A 21,164-nucleotide genomic window follows, 5' to 3' on the forward strand; every position below is an offset into this window, starting at 1 on the left:
TGGCTGACGTGAGCACCACGTCCCGGCCCAGGCTGCCCTCTTTCTTCAGGCGAGATCGTACGCGCCCGAGCGGCAGCCTGACCTCTCGGCTCCGGGTCATCGTCATTCTCTTCGCGGTCTCGATTGCCCTGCTCGGACTCCGTCTCATCGACCTTCAGGTGGTCAGGGCCGACACGCTCTCGGAGACTGCGATCCAGTTCCGCTCGCGGACCTACACGATCCCCGCCGAGCGCGGCCAGATTCTCGACGCGAACGGCAATGTTCTCGCGGTCTCTCGCGAGCGATACAACGTTGCCGTCAATCAGAACCTCGTCGAGTCGTACGTGCGACGCGATGAGGACGGCACGATCGTCGGCCGCGGGGCTCCTGCGGCCGCGAATGTTCTGTCCCCCATCCTCGGGATCGATGAGGCGCGCCTGGCCGGCATCCTCCACGGTGGTGAGACGAAGCGCAGCTGGGTCTATCTCGTCAAGGATGTCTCTCCCGAGGTGTGGCGGCAGATCAACTCCTATGGGATCCCCGGCATCGAACCCGAACAGTTCATGCGAAGGGAGTACCCGAACGGTCGCGTCGGCGCCTCGATCCTCGGCTTCCTCGGGGAGGATGGCGAGGGTGAGCATGGGGGCCAGGCGGGCATTGAACGGAGCATGGACGAGCACCTCACCGGCGTCGATGGCTCGCTCACCGTTGAGATCTCTCGCTCCGGGGCCGTCATCCCCACCGGTCGGACCATCGAGAAACCGGCCGAGCACGGCGCAAGCGTGTCGCTGACCGTCGACGTCGACCTGCAGTTCGCCCTCGACGAGGCCCTTGAGCGGTCCGTCGCCGAACAGGGCGCCGAGTGGGGATCCGCAATCGCCATCGAGGTGGGCACGGGCCGTGTGCTCGCGCTGTCCGACACGCACACGTTCGACCCGGAGAATCCGGGCTCGGGCGGATCCGTCGGGTCTCGGGCGATCCAGTCGCCCGTCGAACCCGGCTCCTCCGGCAAGCTCATGACATTCGCGTCCGCCATCGACCAGGGACAGGTCAGCGCGACCTCCGTCTTCCCAACCGCCTCGACCCTGACCATGCCGAACGGCGAAACCATCCGGGACAATGAGCCGCACGCGGCCGAGAACCTCACCGTCGCCGGCATTCTCGCCAAGTCCTACAACACCGGCCTCATCCAGATCGGCGACACCGTGCCGGACGAGGTGCGCTTCGAGTACATGCAGGCCTTCGGCCTGGGCCAGCGCACCGGGATCGAGCTCCCAGCAGAATCGCCGGGCATCCTCGCGGACTACACGACGTGGGGCCCGCGCGAGCGATACACGACGATGTTCGGGCAGGCCTATGCGTTGACGACAGCGCAGCTCGGCCAGATGACGGCAACGATCGCGAACGGCGGTGTCCGCACCGATCTCCACATCGTCGACTCGATCATCCTCCCGGACGGGACGGTCGAGCCGACTATCGTCGACGAGCCGGTCCGCGTCGTCGAGGAGGAGACGGCGCAGGAGATGCTCGGGATCATGCAGGCCGTGACCGAGAACGGCTCGACGGGCTACTATGCCCGCATCGATGGTTACAACGTGGCCGGCAAGACCGGCACCGCGCAGATGCCCGACGGGAGCGGCGGGCTCAGCCACCGCGTCGGCACCTTCGCGGGTGTCGTCCCCGCCGACGATCCCCAGATCGCCGTCGCGGTCGTCGTCTACAACGGGCAGGGCCCGGGCTACGGCTCGGAGACGGCCGCCCCCGTGTTCGGCGAGTTCGGCGCCTTCGCCGTCCGGCACCTGGGAATCCCGCCCTCGCCCGTGCCCCTCGTCCAGTACCCGTGGTCGGAGATTGAGCTGCAGCAGGCCGCGGCCGGCGGACTCCTGTCCGAGAACGGATCATATAGAGAGTCGGTGGATCGATGAAGCTGTCCTCCCTTGCCGCGCTCGGCGTGGCGGTCACCGGTGAGGCCGACATCGTCGGCGTCGCGGCCGACAATCGCACGGTCGCCCCGGGCGACCTGTTCGCCGGCGTCCCCGGCGAGCATGTGCACGGCGCACGGTTCGCCGCGGATGCGGTGGGCCGCGGAGCGGCCGCCGTCCTCACCGACGAGGCGGGGGCAGAGCACGTGCCCGCCGGCATCCCCGTTGCCATTGCCGCCGATGTCGCGGCCGTCCTCGGCCGCGTCGCGGCTCTCGTCTACGGCGAGCCGGCCGACCGGCTCCGCAGCTTCGCGGTGACCGGCACGAACGGAAAGACGACGACCGCCTACATGGTCGAGCACATCCTCGCCCGCCTCGGCTGCGTGACGGGCCTGGTCGGCACGGTCGCGCTCCAGATCGCAGGAGAGGACGTCCCGGCCAGTCTGACGACACCCCAGCCCGCCGACCTTCAGCGCTTCCTCGCGGACCTCGTCGCGGCGGGGGGAACCGACCTTGTCATGGAGGTCTCCTCCCACGCCCTCGCCCAGCGCAGGACGGACCCGATCCGCTACACGGTCGCGGGCTTCACCAACCTCACCCAGGACCATCTTGACTACCATGAGACGCTCGAGGAGTACTTCGAGGCGAAGGCGCTGCTGTTCGCCGAGGAGAAGTCTGAGCGCGGCGTCATCTGGACCGACGACGAGTATGGCGCCCTCCTCCACGAGAGGCTCATGCGCGAGGGCAGGCCCGTCGCCTGGGCCGGCCGCACGCAGCGTGACGGAAGGGGATGGCTCGTCGAGGGTGAGGGCGAGTTCACCCTGACGGGCGAGCAGACCTACACCTGTCAGACCGGCTTGCCCGGAGACTTCAACGTGGCCAACGCCGCGCTCGCGGCAGCCATGGTGCTCGAAGCGGGCGTTCCGGGGGCCGAGACGGCGATCGCCGACATCTCTCCCGCTGTTCCGGGGCGCATGGAGGTGCTGAGCGAGCGTCCGCGCGTCGTCGTCGACTTCGCCCACAATGCCGATGCCCTGGAGAAGGCGATCTCCTCCCTGCGGAGGGACACGGCCGGCCGTCTCATCACCCTCACCGGGTCGGCGGGGGACAGGGACGCGCTCAAGCGCCCGATCATGGGCAGAGTCGTCGCCGAGGGCTCCGATGTCTTCTATCTCACCGATGATGATCCGCACAGCGAGGACCCGGCGACGATTCGGGCGCAGATCCGCGCGGGCGCTGAGGGTCTCGTCGAGATCCGGGAGATCGGGGACCGTGCCGAGGCCATCGCCGACGCGATCCTCACGGCAGGAGACGACGACACGGTTCTCCTCGCCGGCCGGGGCCATGAGACTATTCAGGAAGTCGGGAGCGACCTTATCGAGCTTGACGACCGGGTGGTCGCGAGGGACGCTCTCGCCCGAAGGGACAGGCCATGATTCCACTTTCTCTTGCCCGCACAGCGATTGCCGCCTGCGGCACCCTGCTCGCGGACGGCCACGGCGAGGACGAGGTCCGCGCCGTCACCATCGATTCGAGGTCGATCACCGGAGGCGAGCTCTTCGTCGCGATCACCGGTGACCGCGTCGACGGGCACGACTACGCCAAGCAGGCGCTCGACGCGGGCGCGACCGGTGTGCTCATCGAGAATGACGAGCGCGCCCTCGCAACGGGAGCGGATCCCGCTCGGCTCATCCGCGTCCCCTCGACTCAGGACGGGCTCGGGCTCCTCGCGAAGGACAGTCTCGCTCGCATCCGCCAGATCGCCTCACCCCTCGTCGTCGGTGTGACCGGCTCGGTCGGCAAGACGACGACGAAGGATCTTCTCGCCTCGGTCCTTGCGGGCCGCGGGCCGATCATCGCCCCGCCCGGCTCCTTCAACAACGAGCTCGGGCTGCCTCTGACCGTGCTGCGTGCAGACGAGACGACGGCGACCCTGGTTTTGGAGATGGGCGCCGACAGGATCGGCAACCTCGAGCACCTCACGTCGATCGCGCCCCTCGACATCGGCGCCGTCCTCGCGGTCGCACGCGCCCACCTCGGGGAATTCGGCGGTATCGAGAATGTCGCGAAGGCCAAATCGGAGCTCGTCTCCGGGATCCTTCCAGGGGGCACTGCCGTCCTCAATGCGGACGACCACCGCGTGAGGGCGATGTCGGCCAAGGCGTCGACTGTCCTCACCTTTTCGGCGAGTGGGAATGGCGACGTATTCGCATCGGACATCGTCGTCGGCGCCGATGGTCGGGCCTCCTTCACTCTTCACCACAGCGGATCCTCCGCCCGGGTCGACCTCGGCCTCGTCGGTGAGCACCATGTCTCCAATGCCCTTGCCGCTGCCGCGGTCGCGCTCGCCGCAGGTCTGCCGCTCGATGAGATCGCCGCTGGCCTGAGCGGGCTCGGAGCCTCCTCTCCGCACCGGATGGACGTGTGGAGCGCCGGTGATCTCACCGTCATCGACGACTCGTACAACGCGAACCCGGACTCAATGCGGGCCGGCCTGCGCGCACTCGCGCAGCTGACCGGCGAGGGCCGTTCGCTCGCGGTGCTCGGCGCCATGCTCGAGCTGGGAGAGGACTCCGACCGTGAACACGAGGCGATCGGGCGTGAGGTCGCAGCCCTCGGGATCGACACCCTCATCGCGGTCGACGCGCCCTCGCTCGCCGCGGGTGCGCGGAGTGCAGGGGTCGAGACGCTCGAGGCGGCATCGGTGAGCGAGGCGTGGCCTCTCCTGCTTGAACGCGCGGATTCTGGCACTATCCTTTTCAAGGGCTCGAACGGATCGAAGATCTGGCAGCTCGCCGATCGGCTGAAGGAGCAACTGTGCTGAGCATCATGGTGTCCATGGGAGTGGCGATGATCATCTCCCTCTTCGGCACCCCTCTCTTCATCAAGCTTCTGGTGAAGAAGCAGTACGGCCAGTTCATCCGCCAGGATGGACCGACCTCGCATCAGACGAAGCGGGGGACGCCGACGATGGGTGGGGTGGTCATCATCCTCGCGACCGTCATCGGCTACGCGGTCGCAAACCTGACGGCGGGCCGACTGCCCGGCGCCTCCGGCTGGCTCCTCATGTTCCTCATGGTGGGCATGGGCGCGATCGGTTTCGCGGATGACTACATCAAGATCTCCAACCAGCGCTCGCTCGGGCTGAGCCCGCTTGGCAAAATGGTTGGGCAGGCGCTCATCGGCATCCTCTTCGCGGTCCTCGCACTCCAGTTCCGCAACGCCGACTACCGAACACCCGCGTCCCTGCGCATCTCGTTCGTCCGCGACACGGACATCACCCTTGCCTTCTGGGGCGTGGGTTTCGGCGTCGTCCTCTTCGTCATCTGGGCGAACTTCCTCATCACGGCCTGGTCGAACGCGGTCAACCTGACCGACGGTCTCGACGGTCTCGCGACGGGTGCGTCGATGATCGCCTTCGGCGCCTACACGATCCTCACGATCTGGCAGTCGAACCAGTCCTGCCTCTCCCTGCTCGACCCGTCGACCGGCTGCTACGAGGTGCGCGACCCGCGCGACCTCGCGATGATCGGTGCCGCGATCGTCGGCGCCTGCTTCGGGTTCCTCTGGTGGAACGCCTCGCCGGCCCAGATCTTCATGGGCGACACCGGCTCGCTCGCCCTCGGCGCGGCCTTCGCGGGCATGTCGATCCTGTCCCGCACCGAGTTCCTCGCGGTCCTCATCGGCGGCCTCTTCGTCATCATCGTCATCTCCGATGTCATCCAGATCGGCGTCTTCAAACTGACGAAGAAACGGGTATTCCGCATGGCACCGCTCCATCATCATTTCGAACTCAAGGGCTGGGGTGAGGTGACGATCGTCATCCGCTTCTGGATCATCGCCGCATTGCTCGCGGCCCTCGGCGGCGGGCTGTTCTACACGGAATGGCTCTCACTCCAGTGAGGCGCACACCGAGGCTCCGAGAGCTGGACGGGGCACGCATCGCAGTCGCCGGCATGGGCATCTCAGGCACGGCGAGCCTCGCCGCGCTGTCCGAGCACACCGGCGCCGTGCTGTCCGCGTGGGACGGCCGAGGCGACGAGGCCGAGGCGCGGCTTCTCACCCCGCGGGCACTCCTCGACTGGCAGCCGGACATCGTCGTCGTCTCCCCGGGCCTGCCCGCCGTCGGTGACGTCCACACCGCCCTGCGGAAGGCTGGTATCCCGATCTGGTCCGAGGTCGAGCTCGCCTGGCGCCTGCGGGCGCGCGATGAGGATGGCGAGGCCGCTCCGTGGCTTGCCGTGACGGGCACGAACGGCAAGACGACGACAGTCCAGATGGCGGCGGCGATGGCGGCTGAGGCGGGGGTGCGGGCAGCCGCGGTGGGGAACGTGGGCGACCCGATCGTCACTGCCGTCACCCGCGGGGACGGTCCGGATCTCCTCGTCGTCGAACTGTCCTCCTTCCAGCTCCACTCCACGTCGACCATGTCTCCGCTTGCCGCGGGCTGCCTCAACATCGCCGATGACCACCTTGACTGGCATGGATCGCGCGAGGCGTACCACGCCGACAAGGCGCGGGTCTACGAGAACACGCAGCTCGCCTGCCTCTATCCGGTCGATGACCGCGCCGTCGCGGCAATGGTCGAGGAGGCCGACGTCATCGAGGGGGCCCGCGCCATCGGCCTGACCCGGGGGATTCCCGCACCGGGCCAGATCGGCCTCGTTGAGGACATCGTTGCGGAGCGCGCCTACGGCGCCGACCGCTTCCATTCCGCCCATGAGCTCTTCCAGTTGGAGGATCTTGCCCACCTCGCCCACGGCGAGGTGCCGCTCCACCTGCTGAGCGACGCGATGATGGCGGCGGGACTCGTCCGCGCCGCCGGGATCCCACCGAGTGCGATCCGATCCGCACTGCGGAGCTTCAGCCTCGGCGAGCACAGGATCGAGACCGTCGCCGTCACGGACGGGGTGACGTGGATCGATGATTCGAAGGCGACGAACGCCCACGCCGCGCGGGCATCGATCCGCGCCCAGGAGGACGGTTCGATCGTGTGGATCGCGGGCGGGGTGAGCAAGGGGGCCGAGTTCGAGTCCCTCGTTGCGGACATCGCGCCGAGGCTGCGGGCCGCGGTCATCATCGGCGTCGAGCAGGAGCCGCTGCTGCGGGCACTATCGTCGCAGGCCCCGGGCGTGCCCGTCGCCGTCATCCCACCGAGCTCCGCTACAGTCATGGCAGAGGCCGTGTCGGCGGCTCGCGAGTTCGCCGGCACCTCGGGCGTTGTCATGCTGGCGCCGGCCTGCGCCTCCTGGGACCAGTTCGCGTCCTACGCCGATCGCGGCGACCAGTTCACCCGTGCAGTCTTGGAGTAGATGATGAGCGTCCCCCTCACACCCGAGCGGTCAAGAGACGTCATCCGCCAAGCGATCCTCCTCATTCTCACCTCGACCCTCATCCTCACGGTTCTCGGGGTCGTCATGGTCTTCTCGGCGACGTCGGTCTCGTCGATCTCGGTCGCCATCGCCTTCGATGACCCGAGCGCGCGATTCGCGATGGCACAGCGCCAGCTCCAATTCGCCGTGGTGGGACTCATCTCCCTGGCGGTCTTCTCCCTCGTCCCGGCAGCATTTTATCGGAAGGCGGCATGGCCGCTCTTCGTGCTTGGGATCGTCCTCCAGCTCCTCGTGCTCACACCCCTCGGTATTTCGGTCGGCGGCAACACGAACTGGATCTCGCTCGGTGGCGTCAACATCCAGCCGTCCGAGTTCCTCAAGCTCGCCGCGGCGCTGTGGCTCGCCGTCATGCTCGGCAGAATCGCCCGGGAGGACATGACCGACCTCAGGCGGGTCCTCAACCCTGCAGGCGCGGGCGCGATCGCCGCGCTCATCGCCGTGCTCGCCGGCCAGGACATGGGAACCGCCATCATCTACGTCCTCATGTTCGCGGTCGCGTTCTACCTCGCCGGGATCCCGGGGCGCTGGTTCGCCAGTGCCGGGCTCTTCGTCGGTCTGGCCGCTGTCATCCTCGTCGCCATCCAGAGCTCGCGGCTCAACCGCATCATCGACTACGCCCAGAACCTGTTCACGATGCCGGACATCCACGAGCCCACGCAGTCCGACTACGCCATGTGGGCCTTCGGGACGGGTGGGATCGGCGGCGTCGGCCTCGGCGCCTCCCGTGAGAAGTGGAACTACCTCCCCGAGGCGCACAACGACTTCATCTTCGCCGTCATCGGCGAAGAGCTCGGCTTCTTCGGCGGGCTCGCCGTCATCCTCCTCTATGTCGTCCTCGGCTTCGGGATGCTGAGGATCATCACCCACCACAGTGAGATGTGGGTGCGCTGCTTCGTGGCGATGGTCGCCATGTGGCTGGTCGGCCAGGCGCTGCTCAACATGATGGTCGTGACGGGCGTGCTTCCCGTGTTCGGCGTGCCACTGCCGTTCATCTCCCAGGGCGGGTCCGCCCTTGTCGCCTGCCTTCTCGCGGTCGCGGTCGTCATATCCGCGGCGCTCAGCCACCCCGGGGTGGCGAAGTCGCTTCGCCTTCCCCGCATGTCCTACCGGTCCACAGCCGCCCTGAGGAGCACACGATGAGAATCCTGGCCGCCGCCGGCGGCACCGCCGGCCACGTCAACCCCATGCTCGCCACGGCCGAGCAGCTGGTCGCCCGCGGTCACGAGGTCATCGCCGTCGGGACCGCGACCGGTCTCGAGGCCGAGCTCGTCCCTGCGGCCGGCCTTGAGCTCGTGACGATCGATCGCATTCCTCTGCCGCGCAGACCCTCAGTTGACCTGCTCCGCCTTCCCGGCCGGCTCGCCGGCGCCGTCGGCGACCTGCGGTCCGTCATCCGGGACCGCGACATCCGCGTTGTCCTCGGCTTCGGCGGGTATGTCTCCGCACCGGCCTACCTGGCGGCGCGCATGGAGAGGATCCCGGTCGTCATCCAGGAGCAGAACGCCCGCGCCGGCATCGCCAACCGCCTCGGCGCCCGCTGGGCGAAGGCCGTCTCCCTCACCTTCGGGACGACCCGGCTCAAGGCCAGGGACGGGGTCACCCGGGTGACCGGCCTTCCGCTGCGCCCCGCGATCAGCGTCCTCGCTGCGGACCGGCGCGACCCTGAGAGGTCCCGCGCCCGCCGACGGGCCGCGGCCGAGCGCTTCGGATTCAATCCGGACGAGCGGATCATCGTCGTCACCGGCGGCTCCTCGGGAGCCCGTCGGCTCAACACGGCCTTCTCGGCGGCTGGCGCGGACATCGTCGACCATGCACAGGTGCTCCACGTGACGGGCAGAGGCAAAGAATCGGATATCGCCCCGGGCGTCGTCGGCGACCGCTACCGGACGGTCGACTATGTGACGGACATGGAGGAGGTCTACGCGATGGCGGATCTCGTCGTCACCCGGGCCGGTGCGGGCATGGTCGCCGAACTGGCGGCTCTCGCCATCCCCGCAGTCGTCGTCCCGCTCCCGATCGGCAACGGGGAGCAGTACCTCAATGCCCAGCCCTCCATCGAGGCCGGGGGCTTCCTCCACATCGCTGATGAGGACTTCACGGCGGATGCTGTCCGCGACCGAATCATCCCCCTCCTGACGGAGGAGGAGCTCACGCGACGCTCGTTGATCCTCGCCGGCGCGGGTGTCTCGGATGGGGCGGCGGCCGTCGCCGACCTCGTGGAGGGTGTCCTATGAGATTCCATTTCATCGGCATCGGCGGAGTCGGCATGGCGGCCGTCGCCGAGCTTCTCGCCGCCCGCGGTCAGACCGTCGAGGGGTCCGACAGGTCCGCCTCGGCCAACACGGCACGCCTCGAGAGCCTCGGCATCGGCATCCACATCGGCCACGAGGCGGGACATGTTCATCCCGAGGCGACGCTCGTCGTCTCCTCGGCGATCAAGGACTCCAACCCGGAGCTGGCGGTGGCACGCTCCCGCGGTCAGCGCATCATCCACCGCTCGGAGGCCCTCGCGCTCGCAGCAGCGGGCATGGACTTCATCGCCATTGCAGGAGCCCACGGCAAGACAACAACGTCGGGAATGCTGGCGGTCGCGCTGACAGCCGTCGGCCTCGAACCGTCCTACGCCGTCGGGTCGACGCTCCCGGGCGGCGCCTCCGGCGCGAAGCTGGGGGAGGGCGCCGCGTTCGTCGCCGAGGCGGATGAAAGCGATGGCTCGTTCCTCAACTACTCGCCGATGATCGAGGTCGTCACCAACATCGAACCCGATCACCTCGATCACTACGGCGACGTCGATGCCTTCGAGCAGGCTTTCGTCGACTTCGCTGAGCGCCGGCTTCCCGGTGGGCTCCTCGTCGCCTGCAGCGACGATGAGGGCGCGCGGCGCCTGCTGGCGAGCGCCGGTGGTCGCCGCTGGTCCTATGGGACGGATGGGCCCGTCGGGGCCGACGCCCACGTTCACCTCGAGATCACCGGTCCAACGACCGGCCGGGTCTCCTTCACGTCGATGTCCGACCAGAGCTCCGCCGAGCTCTCCCTCGCGGTCGCGGGCGACCATATGCTCCGCAACGCGGCAGCCGTGTGGGCCGTCGGCCTCGAGCTCGGCGTCGACCCGGTGGCGATGGCGGAGGCGATCGGGACGTTCAAGGGCACGGGCAGGCGCTTCGAACGCAGGGGAACGGTCCGCGGCATTGAGGTCGTCGACGACTATGCACACCACCCGACCGAGGTCGCCGCGACGCTGACGGCGGCCCGCGCGCAGACGGAGGGCAGCCTCCGCGTCATCTTCCAGCCCCACCTGTACTCCCGAACCCTCAACTTCGCGGCCGAGTTCGCACGCGCACTCGACCTCGCCGATGACGTCATCGTCACCGGCGTCTACGGCGCGCGAGAGGAGCCGGTTGAGGGTGTTGAGGGCAGCATCATCACGGACAGGATGGTCCGCGGCGAATTCATTGCGGACATGCACGAGGCGGCCGCCGCCATGACGGAGCGCGCCGAACCCGGTGACCTCATCGTCACGATGGGAGCGGGCAGCGTGACCGTCCTGGCGTCGGAGATCCTGGCGGCGCTGTGAGACCGCCGAAGCAGCCCCGCCGCTCGGCCCCCCGGTCGGCAGAGCCACAGCCCACGGGTGAACCGGTCCGCCAGGCGGCACCCCGAGAGGTGCCGGTCGAGGATCGGCCGCCCGCCTCGCGGCCGGTGCGGGACCAGGCTCCAGAGAGTGCCCCGCCCTCGTCTCGGGAGCCGGGGCTGAGCGTGCGGGCGCGGGTTGCGAAGCTCCGCCGTGAGCGCATGAAGAGTGCCGCTCCGAAGCCTCCCGTCCCCACGCATCGGAAGCGATCCTCGGATCCGTATCCGTTGAGTGAGAAGATCGCGCTCCGCAGGAGGGCCCGCCGCAGGACTCTCCTCATACGACTCGCGGTCGCCGCGGGCGTGCTCGCACTCGCGGGGGGCGCGGTGTGGCTCCTGTTCTTCTCCACCGTCTTCTCGGTGCGGGACGTCAATGTCGCGATCGAGGATCCCGCCGGGGTCGTCGACGAGGCGGAGATATCCGCGATTCTCGGCGAAGCTGAGGGAACACCTGTTCTTCGTCTCGCCGAGGGCGAGCTTGAGGAGAGGCTGCTCGGGATCCCGGCCGTGGCGAGTGCCCGCGTCGACGGGGCCTTCCCGAGCGGCGTCACTGTGGAGATCACCGCCCGTGTCCCGGTCGCCTGCGTCGGTGCCGGCGACAGTTGCGAGGGTATTGCGGCCGATGCGACTCGGCTCGATGTGGGCCCGGACCTCATGGCCACGCTGCCGAAGGTCTCGATGGACCTCGAGTCGGAGTGGGCGGCGGAGCATCTCCAGGGTCTGCTCGACGCGATTGCGGCACTGCCGGAGGACGTCCACGGCCGCGTCCGCGGCGCCTCGATCACGGAGAGTGGGCTCATTGAGTTCGCACTCGACTCAGGCACGATCAAGTGGGGCCGCTCCGAGGAGAACGAGAAGAAGGCGCGGGTCATCACCGTCCTTCTCACCCAGGAGGCCGGGACCTACGACGTGACACTGCCCGGTGCGCCGGTCACGTATTGACGAGTTTCGAGTTCCGGCGCGTCGCGGTTGAATGGGCCCCATCCTCTCCGTAACTTATGCGCGAGGTTGGAGCCAAGAAACCTCAACCAGCACTTGAGGTCCCGGAGGAAATATGTCGACAATCAACAACGCAGCCAACATCAAGGTGATCGGAGTCGGCGGCGGTGGTGTCAACGCCGTCGACCGTATGATTCAGGACGGGCTCTCCGGGGTCGAGTTCATCGCCGTCAACACGGACGGCCAGTCGCTCGTCAAGTCTGAGGCGGAGACGAAGCTCGACATCGGCAGGTCGGTCTCCAACGGTCTCGGCGCGGGTGCCGACCCGGCGATCGGCCGCAAGGCCGCCGAGGAGAACGTCGACATCATCCGCGCCGCCCTCGAGGGCGCGGACATGGTGTTCGTGACCGCCGGCGAGGGTGGTGGCACGGGCACGGGCGCCGCTCCGATCGTCGCGAACGCGGCCCGTGATCTTGGTGCGCTGACCGTCGGCGTCGTCACCCGCCCCTTCGACTTCGAGGGCCGCCAGCGGGCCAACAATGCCGCCGCGGGCATCAAGGAGCTGCGCCAGGCAGTCGACACCCTCATCGTTATCCCCAACGACCGGCTCCTCGAGATCGCCGAGAAGGAGCTGTCCGTCCTCGAGGCCTTCCACATGGCGGACGAGGTGCTCCGCTCCGGCGTCAAGGGCATCTCTGACCTCATCACCATCCCGGGCCTCGTCAACCTCGACTTCGCCGACGTCAAGGCCGTCATGAAGGACGCCGGAACGGCGATCATGGGCATCGGCTCCGCCTCGGGCGAGGATCGTGCGATGAGGGCGACGGAGAACGCAATCTCCTCCCCGCTTCTCGAGGCCCGCATCGACGGCGCCCACGGCGTCCTCCTGTCCTTCCAGGCCGGCGCGGACTTCTCCATGCAGGAGCTCGCACGTGCCTCGCAGCTCGTCAAGGAGTCGGTCGACCCGAACGCGAACATCATCGTCGGCCACATCATCGAGGATTCGCTCGGTGACGTCGTCAACGTGACCGTCATCGCGGCAGGCTTCGACGAGGCGGATGACCACATTGTGTCCGGTCGGATCCCCGGCGCCCAGCAGGTCCCGCCGAGCGTGCCCGCCGAGCCCGTCGAGCAGCCCGTCAAGGCCGCCGCCGTCGAGGAGGCCGACCCCGGCCACCTCGTCTCGCCCGCGTCGCCCGTCGCTCCCTCCGCGCATGCCGCACCGGCGCGCAGGGTCTCGGGCGATGAGCGGATCCGCGCGGATCTCGACATCCCCTCCTTCCTCTTCAACGAGGACTGACGATCACGGGCGGGATTCTCCGCGTCGATCTGCCCGGCGCCGCTGCTGGCTTCACCATGCGGGAGCCGGGTGGCGCCTTCGCGGGCAATGTCGCCCAGCACGTCGGGGACGAGCCGGCGAACGTCGATCTCTGGAGGCGGCGACTCGAAGCTGAGACGGGGCCGCTGGCCTGGATGAACCAGGTCCACGGCACCGCCATCGTCCCGGCGGATCACGCTACCGCGCCCGAGGCTGACGGTCTCATCCTTCACCCGGGCCAGGGCGGCGCCGTCATGGTCGCCGACTGCGTGCCGCTCCTCATGTGCGGCGGATCCGGCCGGCTCGGCGCCGTCGTCCATGTCGGCCGGGCAGGGCTGCTCGGCGGTATCGTCGACCGAGCGGTGGACCTCTTCCATCGCGCCGGCATCACGCAGATCGCGGCGGTCATCGGCCCCGCAGTCTGCGGCGCCTGCTATGAGGTGGGCGATGAGCTGGCGGCTGAGGCTGAGCGGACCCTTCGGGGCAGCTCCAGCACAACGCGGTGGGGGACTCGCGGAATCGACATCCCGGGGTCGGTGGCTCGTATCCTCAATCGCCGCGGCGTCGACGTCGCCTCGGTCGGTGTCTGCACGATGGAGGATGAGCGGTTCTTCTCCCACCGCAGGCAGCACGGCAGGGCCGGCAGATTCGCAGGATTCCTCGTGCTCGATCGCGACACTCCGTCGCGCTTGCCCGCCGCGGAACTTCCCCTGTTCTAACTTGAAGGTGGCATGCCACTGATGGAAGGGGGAGCGCCATGGGAATGTTCGAGCGCTTCATGGAGAAAGCCTCGCTCTCGGACGAGAGCGAAGAATTCCTCGACGATGAGGGATACGAGTATGACGACTACGACGAGGAGGCCCCTGTGAGCAGCATCAGGGCCGTCACGCCCGCCGAAGAGGTCTCGCGGATCGCCACCTGCTGGCCCCGCACATTCGCAGATATCCAGACTTTCGCCGACGAGTTCCGCAAGGACCTGCCCGTCATCCTCAATCTGTCGCAGGCGGATGATGCGGCCCGACAGAGGATCGCCGACTTCGCGCTCGGAGTCTGCTACGGCCGCGGCGGCAACCTCAACCAGATCTCGGACGACGTGCTGCTCATGACGCCGTACTCGGTTCGGATGGAAGAGCACCGCGCCGACGGGGGCAATAGACTGGGTCGATGATCCTTCTCCTCACGATCCTGTTCTGGGCGCTGTCGCTCTATACGTTTGTCCTCTTCGGCCGAGTCGTCATCGATCTGGTCTCCACGTTCTCCCGCGACTGGAGACCGACCGGATTCATGCTCATCGTCGCGAACGTCGTGTACCGCCTGACGGACCCGCCCCTGCGGTTCCTCCGGCGCTACGTTCCGCCGCTTCGTATGGGTCCTGTCGCGCTCGATATGGGGTTCATCGTGCTGTTCTTCGGGGTCTCCATCGCCCAGTGGATTGTCCAGAGAATCATCATCGGCCTCTAGCGGGCACACAAACCGGTTCCTGCACTGGCATTGACCGTGTGACAGGATTGACTGGTGTAGTCTTATGTTCGATCCAGCACTTACTGACTGAAACTACGAGGTGAAGATATGGCGCTGCTCACTGAAGAGGATGTCGTAAACAAGACATTCGCTGAAACTCGCTACCGCGAAGAGGGCTACAACCAGGATGAGGTTGATGACTTCCTCGATGAGGTGGCAGAGACCATCAAGCAGCTGATCGAGGAGCGCAATACGCTGCGCGACGAGCTCGCTGCCGCGAAGGCGCGCGTGGGTGAGCTTGAGGCCGGCGGCGCCGAGGCGCCCGCAGCCGCAGCCGGAGCGACGGCCGCCCCTGTCCAGACCACGGAGCAGACCGGCGATCTCGCCGGACCCGCCGTCGGCGTCCTCGCACTGGCTCAGGAGCTTCACGACAAGTACGTCGCGGAGGGCCGCGAGGAGGGCGACCGTATCCTCGCGGAGGCGAACGCCGAATCCACTCGCATCATCCGCGAGGCGGAGGAGCAGCACAACCGCACCCTGACGAAGCTGGAGCAGGAGCGCGGTCTCCTCGAGCGCAAGATCTCGGAGCTGCGCGACTTCGAGCGCGACTACCGCTCCCGCATGAAGTCCTACCTCGAGTCGCTCCTGGCCAACGTTGATTCGGGCCACACGAGCACCGGAAACATCTAGAGACTCGGAGTTCGATGGCGGCCTTCGGGCCGCCATCGTCATGCCATGTATCGACGCGCACTCGCCTTCGGCCTCTTCGTCATCCTCCTCGACCAGATCACGAAGTGGTGGGCCGAGAGCGCCCTCGCGGGCGGCGAGCGGATCCCCGTCATCGGGGACTTCCTGTCCTTCGTCCTTGTCTACAACCCCGGTGCGGCGTTCTCCCTCGGAACCGGCAGCACCTGGCTCTTCACGATCTTCTCGGCCGTCGTCGTCGCCGTCATCCTCTGGGTGCTGCGCCAGTGCGGGTCACGGGCGTGGGCGATCACGCTCGGCATCATCGCCGGCGGCGCGGTCGGCAACCTCATCGACCGGCTGTTCCGCGACCCGTCCTTCGGGCAGGGCCACGTCGTCGACTTCATCAGCTACAACGGCTGGTTCGTCGGCAACATTGCGGACATCGCCCTCGTCCTTGGGGTCGTCGCCCTCGTCATCATTGAGATGAGGGGCATTCCCTTCAGCGGCGCAGAGGAGTCGGCCGATGAGTGAGGCCCGTACGTACTTCGTCCCCGATGGTCTGGCGGGCGAGCGCATCGATGTCGGGGTTGCCCGGCTGACAGGTCTGTCCCGCTCGAAGGCCGGTGACCTCGTCGACTCCGAATCCGTCACCGTCGAGGGCCGCGTCGTCTCTCGATCGCGGCGCCTCATGGCAGGGGAGCGGATCGATGTCGTCCTGCCGGCCCCGCCGGCCGCGGAGCCCATCGAGACACCGATCGATATGGACGTCGTCTACGAGGACGCCGACATCATCGTCGTCGACAAACCGGCCGGCGTCGCCGCGCACCCGTCGGTCGGATGGGAGGGACCGAACGTCGTTGGGGCTCTGCGCGCCGCAGGAGTGACCATCACGTCCTACGGTCCCGCCGAGCGAAAGGGTATCGTCCACCGACTCGACGTGGGCACCTCGGGGCTCATGGTCGTCGCCAAGTCCGAGCGGGCCTACACGACCCTCAAGCGCGCCTTCAAGGAGCGCACTGTCGACAAGATCTACCACTGCCTCGTCCAGGGCCATCCGTTCCCCGAGAAGGGGACGATCGACGCCCCGATCGCCCGCGACCATCGACACTCGTGGAAGATGGCGGTGGTGGCGGGCGGCAGGCCCTCGATCACGCACTACACGACGATCGAGACACTCGGCGGGGCGGCGCTCCTCGAGGTCGATCTCGAGACGGGCCGCACCCACCAGATCAGGGTCCACATGGCGGCGATCCACCATCCCGCCGTGGGCGATCCGCTCTACGGCTCGGACCCGACACTGTCGGAGAAGCTGGGGCTGGACAGGCAGTGGCTGCACGCATGCCGACTGGCTTTCGAACATCCGGGGACCGGCAGGCGCGTCGAGTTCGAATCCGACTACCCCGAGGACCTGCAGCGGGCCCTCGACCGCATGCGACAGGGGGACCTGTGGTGATCATCGAAGTGACGACCGACGAGGACATGGCGGCCGCGTGGGCCGTCCGCAAAGAGGTGTTCGTCGACGAGCAGAAGGTGCCGATCGAGGAGGAGATCGACGACCTCGACCTCGCGCCAACAACGATCCACCTTCTTGCGAAGGATGACCGGGGCCCGGCCGCCACCGGCAGGATCCTCCTCGACAGCCCGGGTCACGTCCACCTCGGCCGCATCTGCGTCGCCGCGCGGGTGCGCGGCACCGGTCTTGGCAGGCGGCTCATGCTTGCCCTCGAGGAGACGGCACAGAAGGCCTATGCGGACGGGGGTCGACTGACGATCGCGCTGTCAGCCCAGCGCGGCGCGCAGGGCTTCTACGAGGCGCTCGGTTACGGCTATGTCAGCCATCGGGAGTATCTCGATGCGGGGATCTGGCACAAGGACATGGTCAAGACTATCAACGGCTGACGGTCTTTCCGCCCCGCGAAGCGGATGCGAACGGGCGCGGTCGAGCGGTGCACACCTGCAACCTGTTGGGTGCAGCGCGCCACGGGAGACCAACACTGTGATGATGGCCTTGTCGAATGTCTCGTCGGGTGGTCCTAGACTTGAGGTATGGCCATTGCTGATCAGGATTTCGCGCACCTTCATGTCCACACCGAGTACTCGATGCTGGACGGGGCCGCGAAGATCGGCAAGCTGGTCGATGCCGCGGTGGCGAACGGCCAGAAGGCTCTCGCAATCACCGACCACGGATATCTCTTCGGCGCGTACGACTTCTACCGCACTGCGAAGAAGGCCGGCATCAAGCCCATCATCGGCATTGAGGCCTACATGACCCCGGGCATCTCCCGGTTCTCCAAGGAGCGTGTCCGCTGGGGCACGGAGGCGCAGCGGGCGGACGACGTGTCGGCCAACGGCGCCTACACGCACATGACCCTGCTCGCCTACTCGACCGAGGGCATGCACAACCTGTTCCGTATGGGGTCAAGGGCCTCGCTCGAGGGCCAGATGGGGAAGTGGCCCCGCATCGACCGCGAGCTCCTCGAGTCCTACTCGACGGGCCTCATCGGCACGGCCGGATGCCCGTCGGGTGAGGTGCAGGTGCGCCTGCGGCTCGGCCAAGAGGCGGAGGCGATCCGCGCGGCGGGCGAGATGCAGGAGATCTTCGGCCGAGAGAACTACTTCGTCGAGATCATGGATCACGATAATGAGATCGAGCGGCGGGTGCGCAACGAGCTGCTCGAGCTGGCCAAGAAGATCGGTGCGCCGATCATTGCGACGAACGACTCCCACTATGTCCACGAGGATGATGCGAAGATCCAGGACGCGATGCTGTGCATCAACTCCGGCTCGACCCTGACCGATCCGGACCGGTTCAAGTTCGACGGACACGGCTACCATCTGCGCTCGACGGCTGAGATGGAGAGGCTGTTCGGTGACATCCCCGGGGCGCTGTCGAACACGATCGCCATCGCCGAGCGCTGCGAGATGGAGTTCGTGACATCCGCGGATGGTGCGAACTTCATGCCGGAGTTCCCAACCCCGCCCGGCGAGGATGAGACGTCCTGGTTCATCAAGGAGGTCGAGAACGGCCTCCACGAGCGCTTCGGCGAGCGGATCCCGGCCGATGTGCGGGCGAGGGCAGACTACGAGGTCGAGGTCATCACCCGCATGGGGTTCCCCAGCTACTTCCTTGTCGTCTCCGACTACATCAAGTGGGCGAAGTCCCAGGGGATCAGGGTGGGCCCCGGGCGTGGTTCCGGCGCCGGCTCGATGGTGGCCTACGCCCTGCAGATCACCGATCTTGATCCGATCCCGCACGGGCTCCTGTTCGAGCGGTTCCTCAACCCGGAGCGCGTCTCCATGCCCGATATCGACGTCGACTTCGATGAGCGCAGGCGCAACGAGGTCATCGAGTACGTCGAGGAGAAGTACGGCAAGGACAACGTCTCCCAGGTCGTCACCTACGGAACGATCAAGTCGAAGCAGGCGCTCAAGGATGCGTCGCGCGTTCTCGGCTTCCCCTTCGAGGTCGGCGAGAAGCTGACAAAGGCGATGCCTCCCTCCGTCCAGGGCAAGGACATTTCGCTCGGCGATGTCTTCGACAAGGGCGCGAAGCGCTACGCCGAGGCGTCGGAGTTCCGGAGCTTCGTCGAGTCGACGAACGAGAACCGCGAGGTCTTCGAGCTCGCCACCGGCCTCGAGGGGTTGACGAGGCAGTGGGGTGTCCACGCCTGTGCGGTCATCATGTCCTCGCGGAAGCTCGAGGATGTCATCCCGATCATGCAGCGGCCGCAGGATGGCGCCGTCATCACCCAGTTCGAGTACCCGCAGTGCGAGGAGCTCGGTCTGCTCAAGATGGACTTCCTCGGCCTGCGCAACCTCACCGTCATCGAAGATGCTCTCGAGAACATCCGCCGCAACGGCAAGGAGCCTCCCGTCATGGAGGAGGTGCCGTTCGACGACCGTGAGGCATATGAGTTGATGGCCCGGGCGGAGACACTCGGCGTGTTCCAGCTTGATGGCGCCGGCATGCGGACCCTGCTCAAGCAGATGAAGCCCGACAACTTCGAGGACATCTCCGCCGTCTCGGCCCTGTACCGACCGGGTCCGATGGGCGCCGGCTCGCACACGAACTACGCGCTGCGCAAGAACGGCCTCCAGAAGATCACTCCGATCCACCCGGAGCTCGAGGAGCCGCTCGAGGAGATCCTCGGAACGACCTACGGCCTGATCGTCTATCAGGAGCAGGTCATGCAGATCGCGCAGAAGGTCGCCGGGTTCTCGCTCGGCAAGGCCGATGTCCTGCGCAAGGCGATGGGCAAGAAACAGCTCGCGGTCCTCAACGCCCAGTTCGCGGACTTCGAGGCCGGCATGGTCGCGAACGGGTTCTCGAAGGACACGGTCAAAACCCTGTGGGACATCCTCGTCCCCTTCTCCGAGTACGCCTTCAACAAGTCCCACTCGGCCGCGTACGGCGTCATCTCCTACTGGACCGCCTACCTCAAGGCCCACTACCCGGCCGAGTTCATGGCCGCCCTCCTCACGTCCCAGAAGGACGACAAGAAGAAGCTCGCCCTCTATCTGGCCGAATGCCGCCGCATGGGCATCGTCGTCAAGCAGCCGGACGTCAATGTCTCCGCCGCTGAGTTCACGGCGGTCGGCGATGCGATCAACGTCGGCCTGTCCGCCGTCCGCAACGTCGGCATGCATGTCGTCAATGGCATCATCTCCGCCCGCGAGGAGAAGGGCGCCTACACGTCCTTCCAGGACTTCCTCGAGAAGGTGCCCCTGCCCGTCTGCAACAAGCGCGCCATCGACTCCCTCGTCAAGTCCGGTGCCTTCGACTCGCTCGGCCAGAACCGCCGGCAGCTCGCGCTCTCAGCAGAGGAGGCCATCGACGTCGTCGTCGGCGTCAAGCGGAACGAGGCCGCTGGTCAGTTCGACCTGTTCGCCGACCTGGGCGGGGACGTCGAGCAGTTCAACCTGGTCGTGCCGGACCTGCCCGAGTGGGACAAGAAGACGAAGCTCGGCTTCGAGCGCGACATGCTCGGCCTCTACGTGTCGGACCACCCGCTGTCCGGGCTCGAATCCGCGGTCGAGCGCGCGGCGAACACGACGATCGTGTCGATCTTCGAGGGCGAGGAGCGCGCCGACGGTGAGCAGGTCACCGTTGCGGGACTGCTGACCTCGGTCGAGACTCGCGTGTCGAAGAAGTCCGGCAAGCTCTGGGCCCAGGTCACCCTCGAGGACCTGACCGGCTCGATCACGATCAACGTCTTCCCCGCCACGTACCAGAAGGTGGCCGACCAGCTCGTCGTCGACTCCGTCATCGCCATCAAGTCCCGCGTCTCGAACCGGGATGGCGATGTCCAGCTCAACGCGCAGGACGTCTCCACGGTCGACACCTCGGGCGCCGACGAGCGGCCCTTTGACATCCATCTGCCCGAGGAGCGCTGCAGTGAGGACCTCATGGTGAGGCTCCGCTCGCTTCTCATCGACTACCCGGGCAACACCCCCGTGCGCCTTCACGTCAAGCGGCCATCCTCGACCGTCGTCGTTGCGATCGACCGCCGGTACCACGTCAACGCCGGCCCCGCGCTGGCAGCCGATGTCGCTGTCCTCCTCGGACAGAGAGCGCTCGGATGAGCAGACCGACACCGCAATGCCCGATCAGGCCGGGGGAGCCCTGCACGCTGTGCCAGGCGTATGTCACCGGTCCTGAGGACTGCCAGACAGTCAAGCTCGTCATGGAAGACGAGGACCTGCGGGCGGAGCTGGCGGTCAAACGCCGCCAGCACCGAGAACGGATGAGGCAGGCACAGGGCGGGCCCTAGGGAATGAGATCCGACCCCCAGCCTCAGCAGCGCCCCTTGGGCGACCTTTTCGTGAAAGCACAGT

Annotated in this window: 19 protein-coding genes; all 19 read left to right on the forward strand. The window is 67.2% G+C overall.

All coding sequences use genetic code 11. The annotated features are described in order from the left end of the window. The first annotated feature begins 8 nt into the window (after window positions 1–8). Window positions 9–1,904, forward strand: coding sequence for a peptidoglycan D,D-transpeptidase FtsI family protein (locus EJO69_RS00485; protein ID WP_245993690.1), 1,896 nt, complete (start codon window positions 9–11; stop codon window positions 1,902–1,904). Then, entirely contained in the window at window positions 1,901–3,337 is a 1,437-nt protein-coding gene (locus tag EJO69_RS00490; protein WP_126037767.1) for a UDP-N-acetylmuramoyl-L-alanyl-D-glutamate--2,6-diaminopimelate ligase, read from the forward strand. Before EJO69_RS00485 ends, EJO69_RS00490 begins: the two co-directional genes overlap by 4 nt. After that, window positions 3,334–4,725 carry a UDP-N-acetylmuramoyl-tripeptide--D-alanyl-D-alanine ligase gene (locus tag EJO69_RS00495; RefSeq protein WP_126037769.1) on the forward strand — a complete coding sequence of 464 codons (1,392 nt, stop codon included), beginning with the start codon at window positions 3,334–3,336 and terminating at the stop codon, window positions 4,723–4,725. Before EJO69_RS00490 ends, EJO69_RS00495 begins: the two co-directional genes overlap by 4 nt. After that, window positions 4,719–5,804: a phospho-N-acetylmuramoyl-pentapeptide-transferase gene (mraY, locus tag EJO69_RS00500; protein ID WP_126037771.1), complete on the forward strand. Its 1,086-nt coding sequence runs from the start codon at window positions 4,719–4,721 to the stop codon at window positions 5,802–5,804. The genes EJO69_RS00495 and mraY overlap by 7 nt, the downstream gene beginning before the upstream one ends. Then, window positions 5,786–7,213 (forward strand): UDP-N-acetylmuramoyl-L-alanine--D-glutamate ligase, encoded by a 1,428-nt coding sequence (gene murD / locus EJO69_RS00505; RefSeq protein ID WP_126037774.1) that lies wholly within the window; start codon window positions 5,786–5,788, stop codon window positions 7,211–7,213. Before mraY ends, murD begins: the two co-directional genes overlap by 19 nt. Continuing rightward, window positions 7,214–8,434 carry an FtsW/RodA/SpoVE family cell cycle protein gene (locus EJO69_RS00510; RefSeq protein WP_126037777.1) on the forward strand — a complete coding sequence of 407 codons (1,221 nt, stop codon included), beginning with the start codon at window positions 7,214–7,216 and terminating at the stop codon, window positions 8,432–8,434. It begins immediately after the preceding gene. After that, window positions 8,431–9,528: a UDP-N-acetylglucosamine--N-acetylmuramyl-(pentapeptide) pyrophosphoryl-undecaprenol N-acetylglucosamine transferase gene (locus tag EJO69_RS00515; RefSeq protein WP_126037779.1), complete on the forward strand. Its 1,098-nt coding sequence runs from the start codon at window positions 8,431–8,433 to the stop codon at window positions 9,526–9,528. Before EJO69_RS00510 ends, EJO69_RS00515 begins: the two co-directional genes overlap by 4 nt. Then, entirely contained in the window at window positions 9,525–10,868 is a 1,344-nt protein-coding gene (murC, locus tag EJO69_RS00520; RefSeq protein ID WP_126037782.1) for a UDP-N-acetylmuramate--L-alanine ligase, read from the forward strand. Before EJO69_RS00515 ends, murC begins: the two co-directional genes overlap by 4 nt. 284 nt (window positions 10,869–11,152) lie before the next feature. Continuing rightward, window positions 11,153–11,866 (forward strand): cell division protein FtsQ/DivIB, encoded by a 714-nt coding sequence (locus tag EJO69_RS00525; protein WP_164519807.1) that lies wholly within the window; start codon window positions 11,153–11,155, stop codon window positions 11,864–11,866. A 112-nt stretch (window positions 11,867–11,978) separates the two neighbouring features. Beyond that, entirely contained in the window at window positions 11,979–13,163 is a 1,185-nt protein-coding gene (gene ftsZ, locus EJO69_RS00530) for a cell division protein FtsZ (RefSeq protein WP_126037787.1), read from the forward strand. Window positions 13,164–13,219: 56 nt separating this feature from the next. After that, entirely contained in the window at window positions 13,220–13,900 is a 681-nt protein-coding gene (locus tag EJO69_RS00535) for a purine nucleoside phosphorylase YfiH/LACC1 family protein (RefSeq protein ID WP_126037790.1), read from the forward strand. A gap of 38 nt (window positions 13,901–13,938) precedes the next feature. After that, window positions 13,939–14,349, forward strand: coding sequence for a cell division protein SepF (locus EJO69_RS00540; protein ID WP_126037792.1), 411 nt, complete (start codon window positions 13,939–13,941; stop codon window positions 14,347–14,349). Further along, window positions 14,346–14,642 (forward strand): YggT family protein, encoded by a 297-nt coding sequence (locus EJO69_RS00545; RefSeq protein ID WP_211331452.1) that lies wholly within the window; start codon window positions 14,346–14,348, stop codon window positions 14,640–14,642. Before EJO69_RS00540 ends, EJO69_RS00545 begins: the two co-directional genes overlap by 4 nt. Window positions 14,643–14,750: 108 nt before the next feature. After that, entirely contained in the window at window positions 14,751–15,332 is a 582-nt protein-coding gene (locus tag EJO69_RS00550; protein WP_126037795.1) for a DivIVA domain-containing protein, read from the forward strand. 45 nt (window positions 15,333–15,377) lie between these two features. Further along, window positions 15,378–15,860, forward strand: a complete 483-nt coding sequence (gene lspA, locus EJO69_RS00555) for a signal peptidase II (protein ID WP_126037798.1) — start codon at window positions 15,378–15,380, stop codon at window positions 15,858–15,860. Beyond that, window positions 15,853–16,782 carry an RluA family pseudouridine synthase gene (locus EJO69_RS00560; RefSeq protein WP_126037801.1) on the forward strand — a complete coding sequence of 310 codons (930 nt, stop codon included), beginning with the start codon at window positions 15,853–15,855 and terminating at the stop codon, window positions 16,780–16,782. Before lspA ends, EJO69_RS00560 begins: the two co-directional genes overlap by 8 nt. Beyond that, window positions 16,776–17,228, forward strand: a complete 453-nt coding sequence (locus tag EJO69_RS00565) for a GNAT family N-acetyltransferase (protein WP_211331453.1) — start codon at window positions 16,776–16,778, stop codon at window positions 17,226–17,228. Before EJO69_RS00560 ends, EJO69_RS00565 begins: the two co-directional genes overlap by 7 nt. Before the next feature lie 147 nt (window positions 17,229–17,375). Beyond that, window positions 17,376–20,912, forward strand: coding sequence for a DNA polymerase III subunit alpha (gene dnaE / locus EJO69_RS00570; RefSeq protein WP_126037806.1), 3,537 nt, complete (start codon window positions 17,376–17,378; stop codon window positions 20,910–20,912). After that, on the forward strand, window positions 20,909–21,100 hold the full coding sequence (locus EJO69_RS00575) for a DUF6767 domain-containing protein (RefSeq protein WP_126037808.1): 192 nt from the start codon (window positions 20,909–20,911) through the stop codon (window positions 21,098–21,100). The genes dnaE and EJO69_RS00575 overlap by 4 nt, the downstream gene beginning before the upstream one ends. The last annotated feature ends 64 nt before the right edge of the window (window positions 21,101–21,164 follow it).

The sequence above is a fragment of the Flaviflexus salsibiostraticola genome (assembly GCF_003952265.1).
GTDB classification, from domain to species: domain Bacteria; phylum Actinomycetota; class Actinomycetes; order Actinomycetales; family Actinomycetaceae; genus Flaviflexus; species Flaviflexus salsibiostraticola.

Excerpts from the sequence above, each read along its gene's own strand:
- EJO69_RS00540 (WP_126037792.1), top strand. The coding sequence starts at position 13,939 with ATGGGAATGTTCGAGCGCTTCATGGAGAAAGCCTCGCTCTCGGACGAG.
- EJO69_RS00495 (WP_126037769.1), top strand. The coding sequence starts at position 3,334 with ATGATTCCACTTTCTCTTGCCCGCACAGCGATTGCCGCCTGCGGCACC.
- EJO69_RS00560 (WP_126037801.1), top strand. The coding sequence starts at position 15,853 with ATGAGTGAGGCCCGTACGTACTTCGTCCCCGATGGTCTGGCGGGCGAG.
- murC (WP_126037782.1), top strand. The coding sequence starts at position 9,525 with ATGAGATTCCATTTCATCGGCATCGGCGGAGTCGGCATGGCGGCCGTC.
- ftsZ (WP_126037787.1), top strand. The coding sequence starts at position 11,979 with ATGTCGACAATCAACAACGCAGCCAACATCAAGGTGATCGGAGTCGGC.
- EJO69_RS00575 (WP_126037808.1), top strand. The coding sequence starts at position 20,909 with ATGAGCAGACCGACACCGCAATGCCCGATCAGGCCGGGGGAGCCCTGC.
- EJO69_RS00515 (WP_126037779.1), top strand. The coding sequence starts at position 8,431 with ATGAGAATCCTGGCCGCCGCCGGCGGCACCGCCGGCCACGTCAACCCC.
- EJO69_RS00490 (WP_126037767.1), top strand. The coding sequence starts at position 1,901 with ATGAAGCTGTCCTCCCTTGCCGCGCTCGGCGTGGCGGTCACCGGTGAG.
- dnaE (WP_126037806.1), top strand. The coding sequence starts at position 17,376 with ATGGCCATTGCTGATCAGGATTTCGCGCACCTTCATGTCCACACCGAG.
- EJO69_RS00510 (WP_126037777.1), top strand. The coding sequence starts at position 7,214 with ATGATGAGCGTCCCCCTCACACCCGAGCGGTCAAGAGACGTCATCCGC.
- EJO69_RS00545 (WP_211331452.1), top strand. The coding sequence starts at position 14,346 with ATGATCCTTCTCCTCACGATCCTGTTCTGGGCGCTGTCGCTCTATACG.
- lspA (WP_126037798.1), top strand. The coding sequence starts at position 15,378 with ATGTATCGACGCGCACTCGCCTTCGGCCTCTTCGTCATCCTCCTCGAC.
- EJO69_RS00550 (WP_126037795.1), top strand. The coding sequence starts at position 14,751 with ATGGCGCTGCTCACTGAAGAGGATGTCGTAAACAAGACATTCGCTGAA.
- murD (WP_126037774.1), top strand. The coding sequence starts at position 5,786 with ATGGCTCTCACTCCAGTGAGGCGCACACCGAGGCTCCGAGAGCTGGAC.
- EJO69_RS00535 (WP_126037790.1), top strand. The coding sequence starts at position 13,220 with ATGCGGGAGCCGGGTGGCGCCTTCGCGGGCAATGTCGCCCAGCACGTC.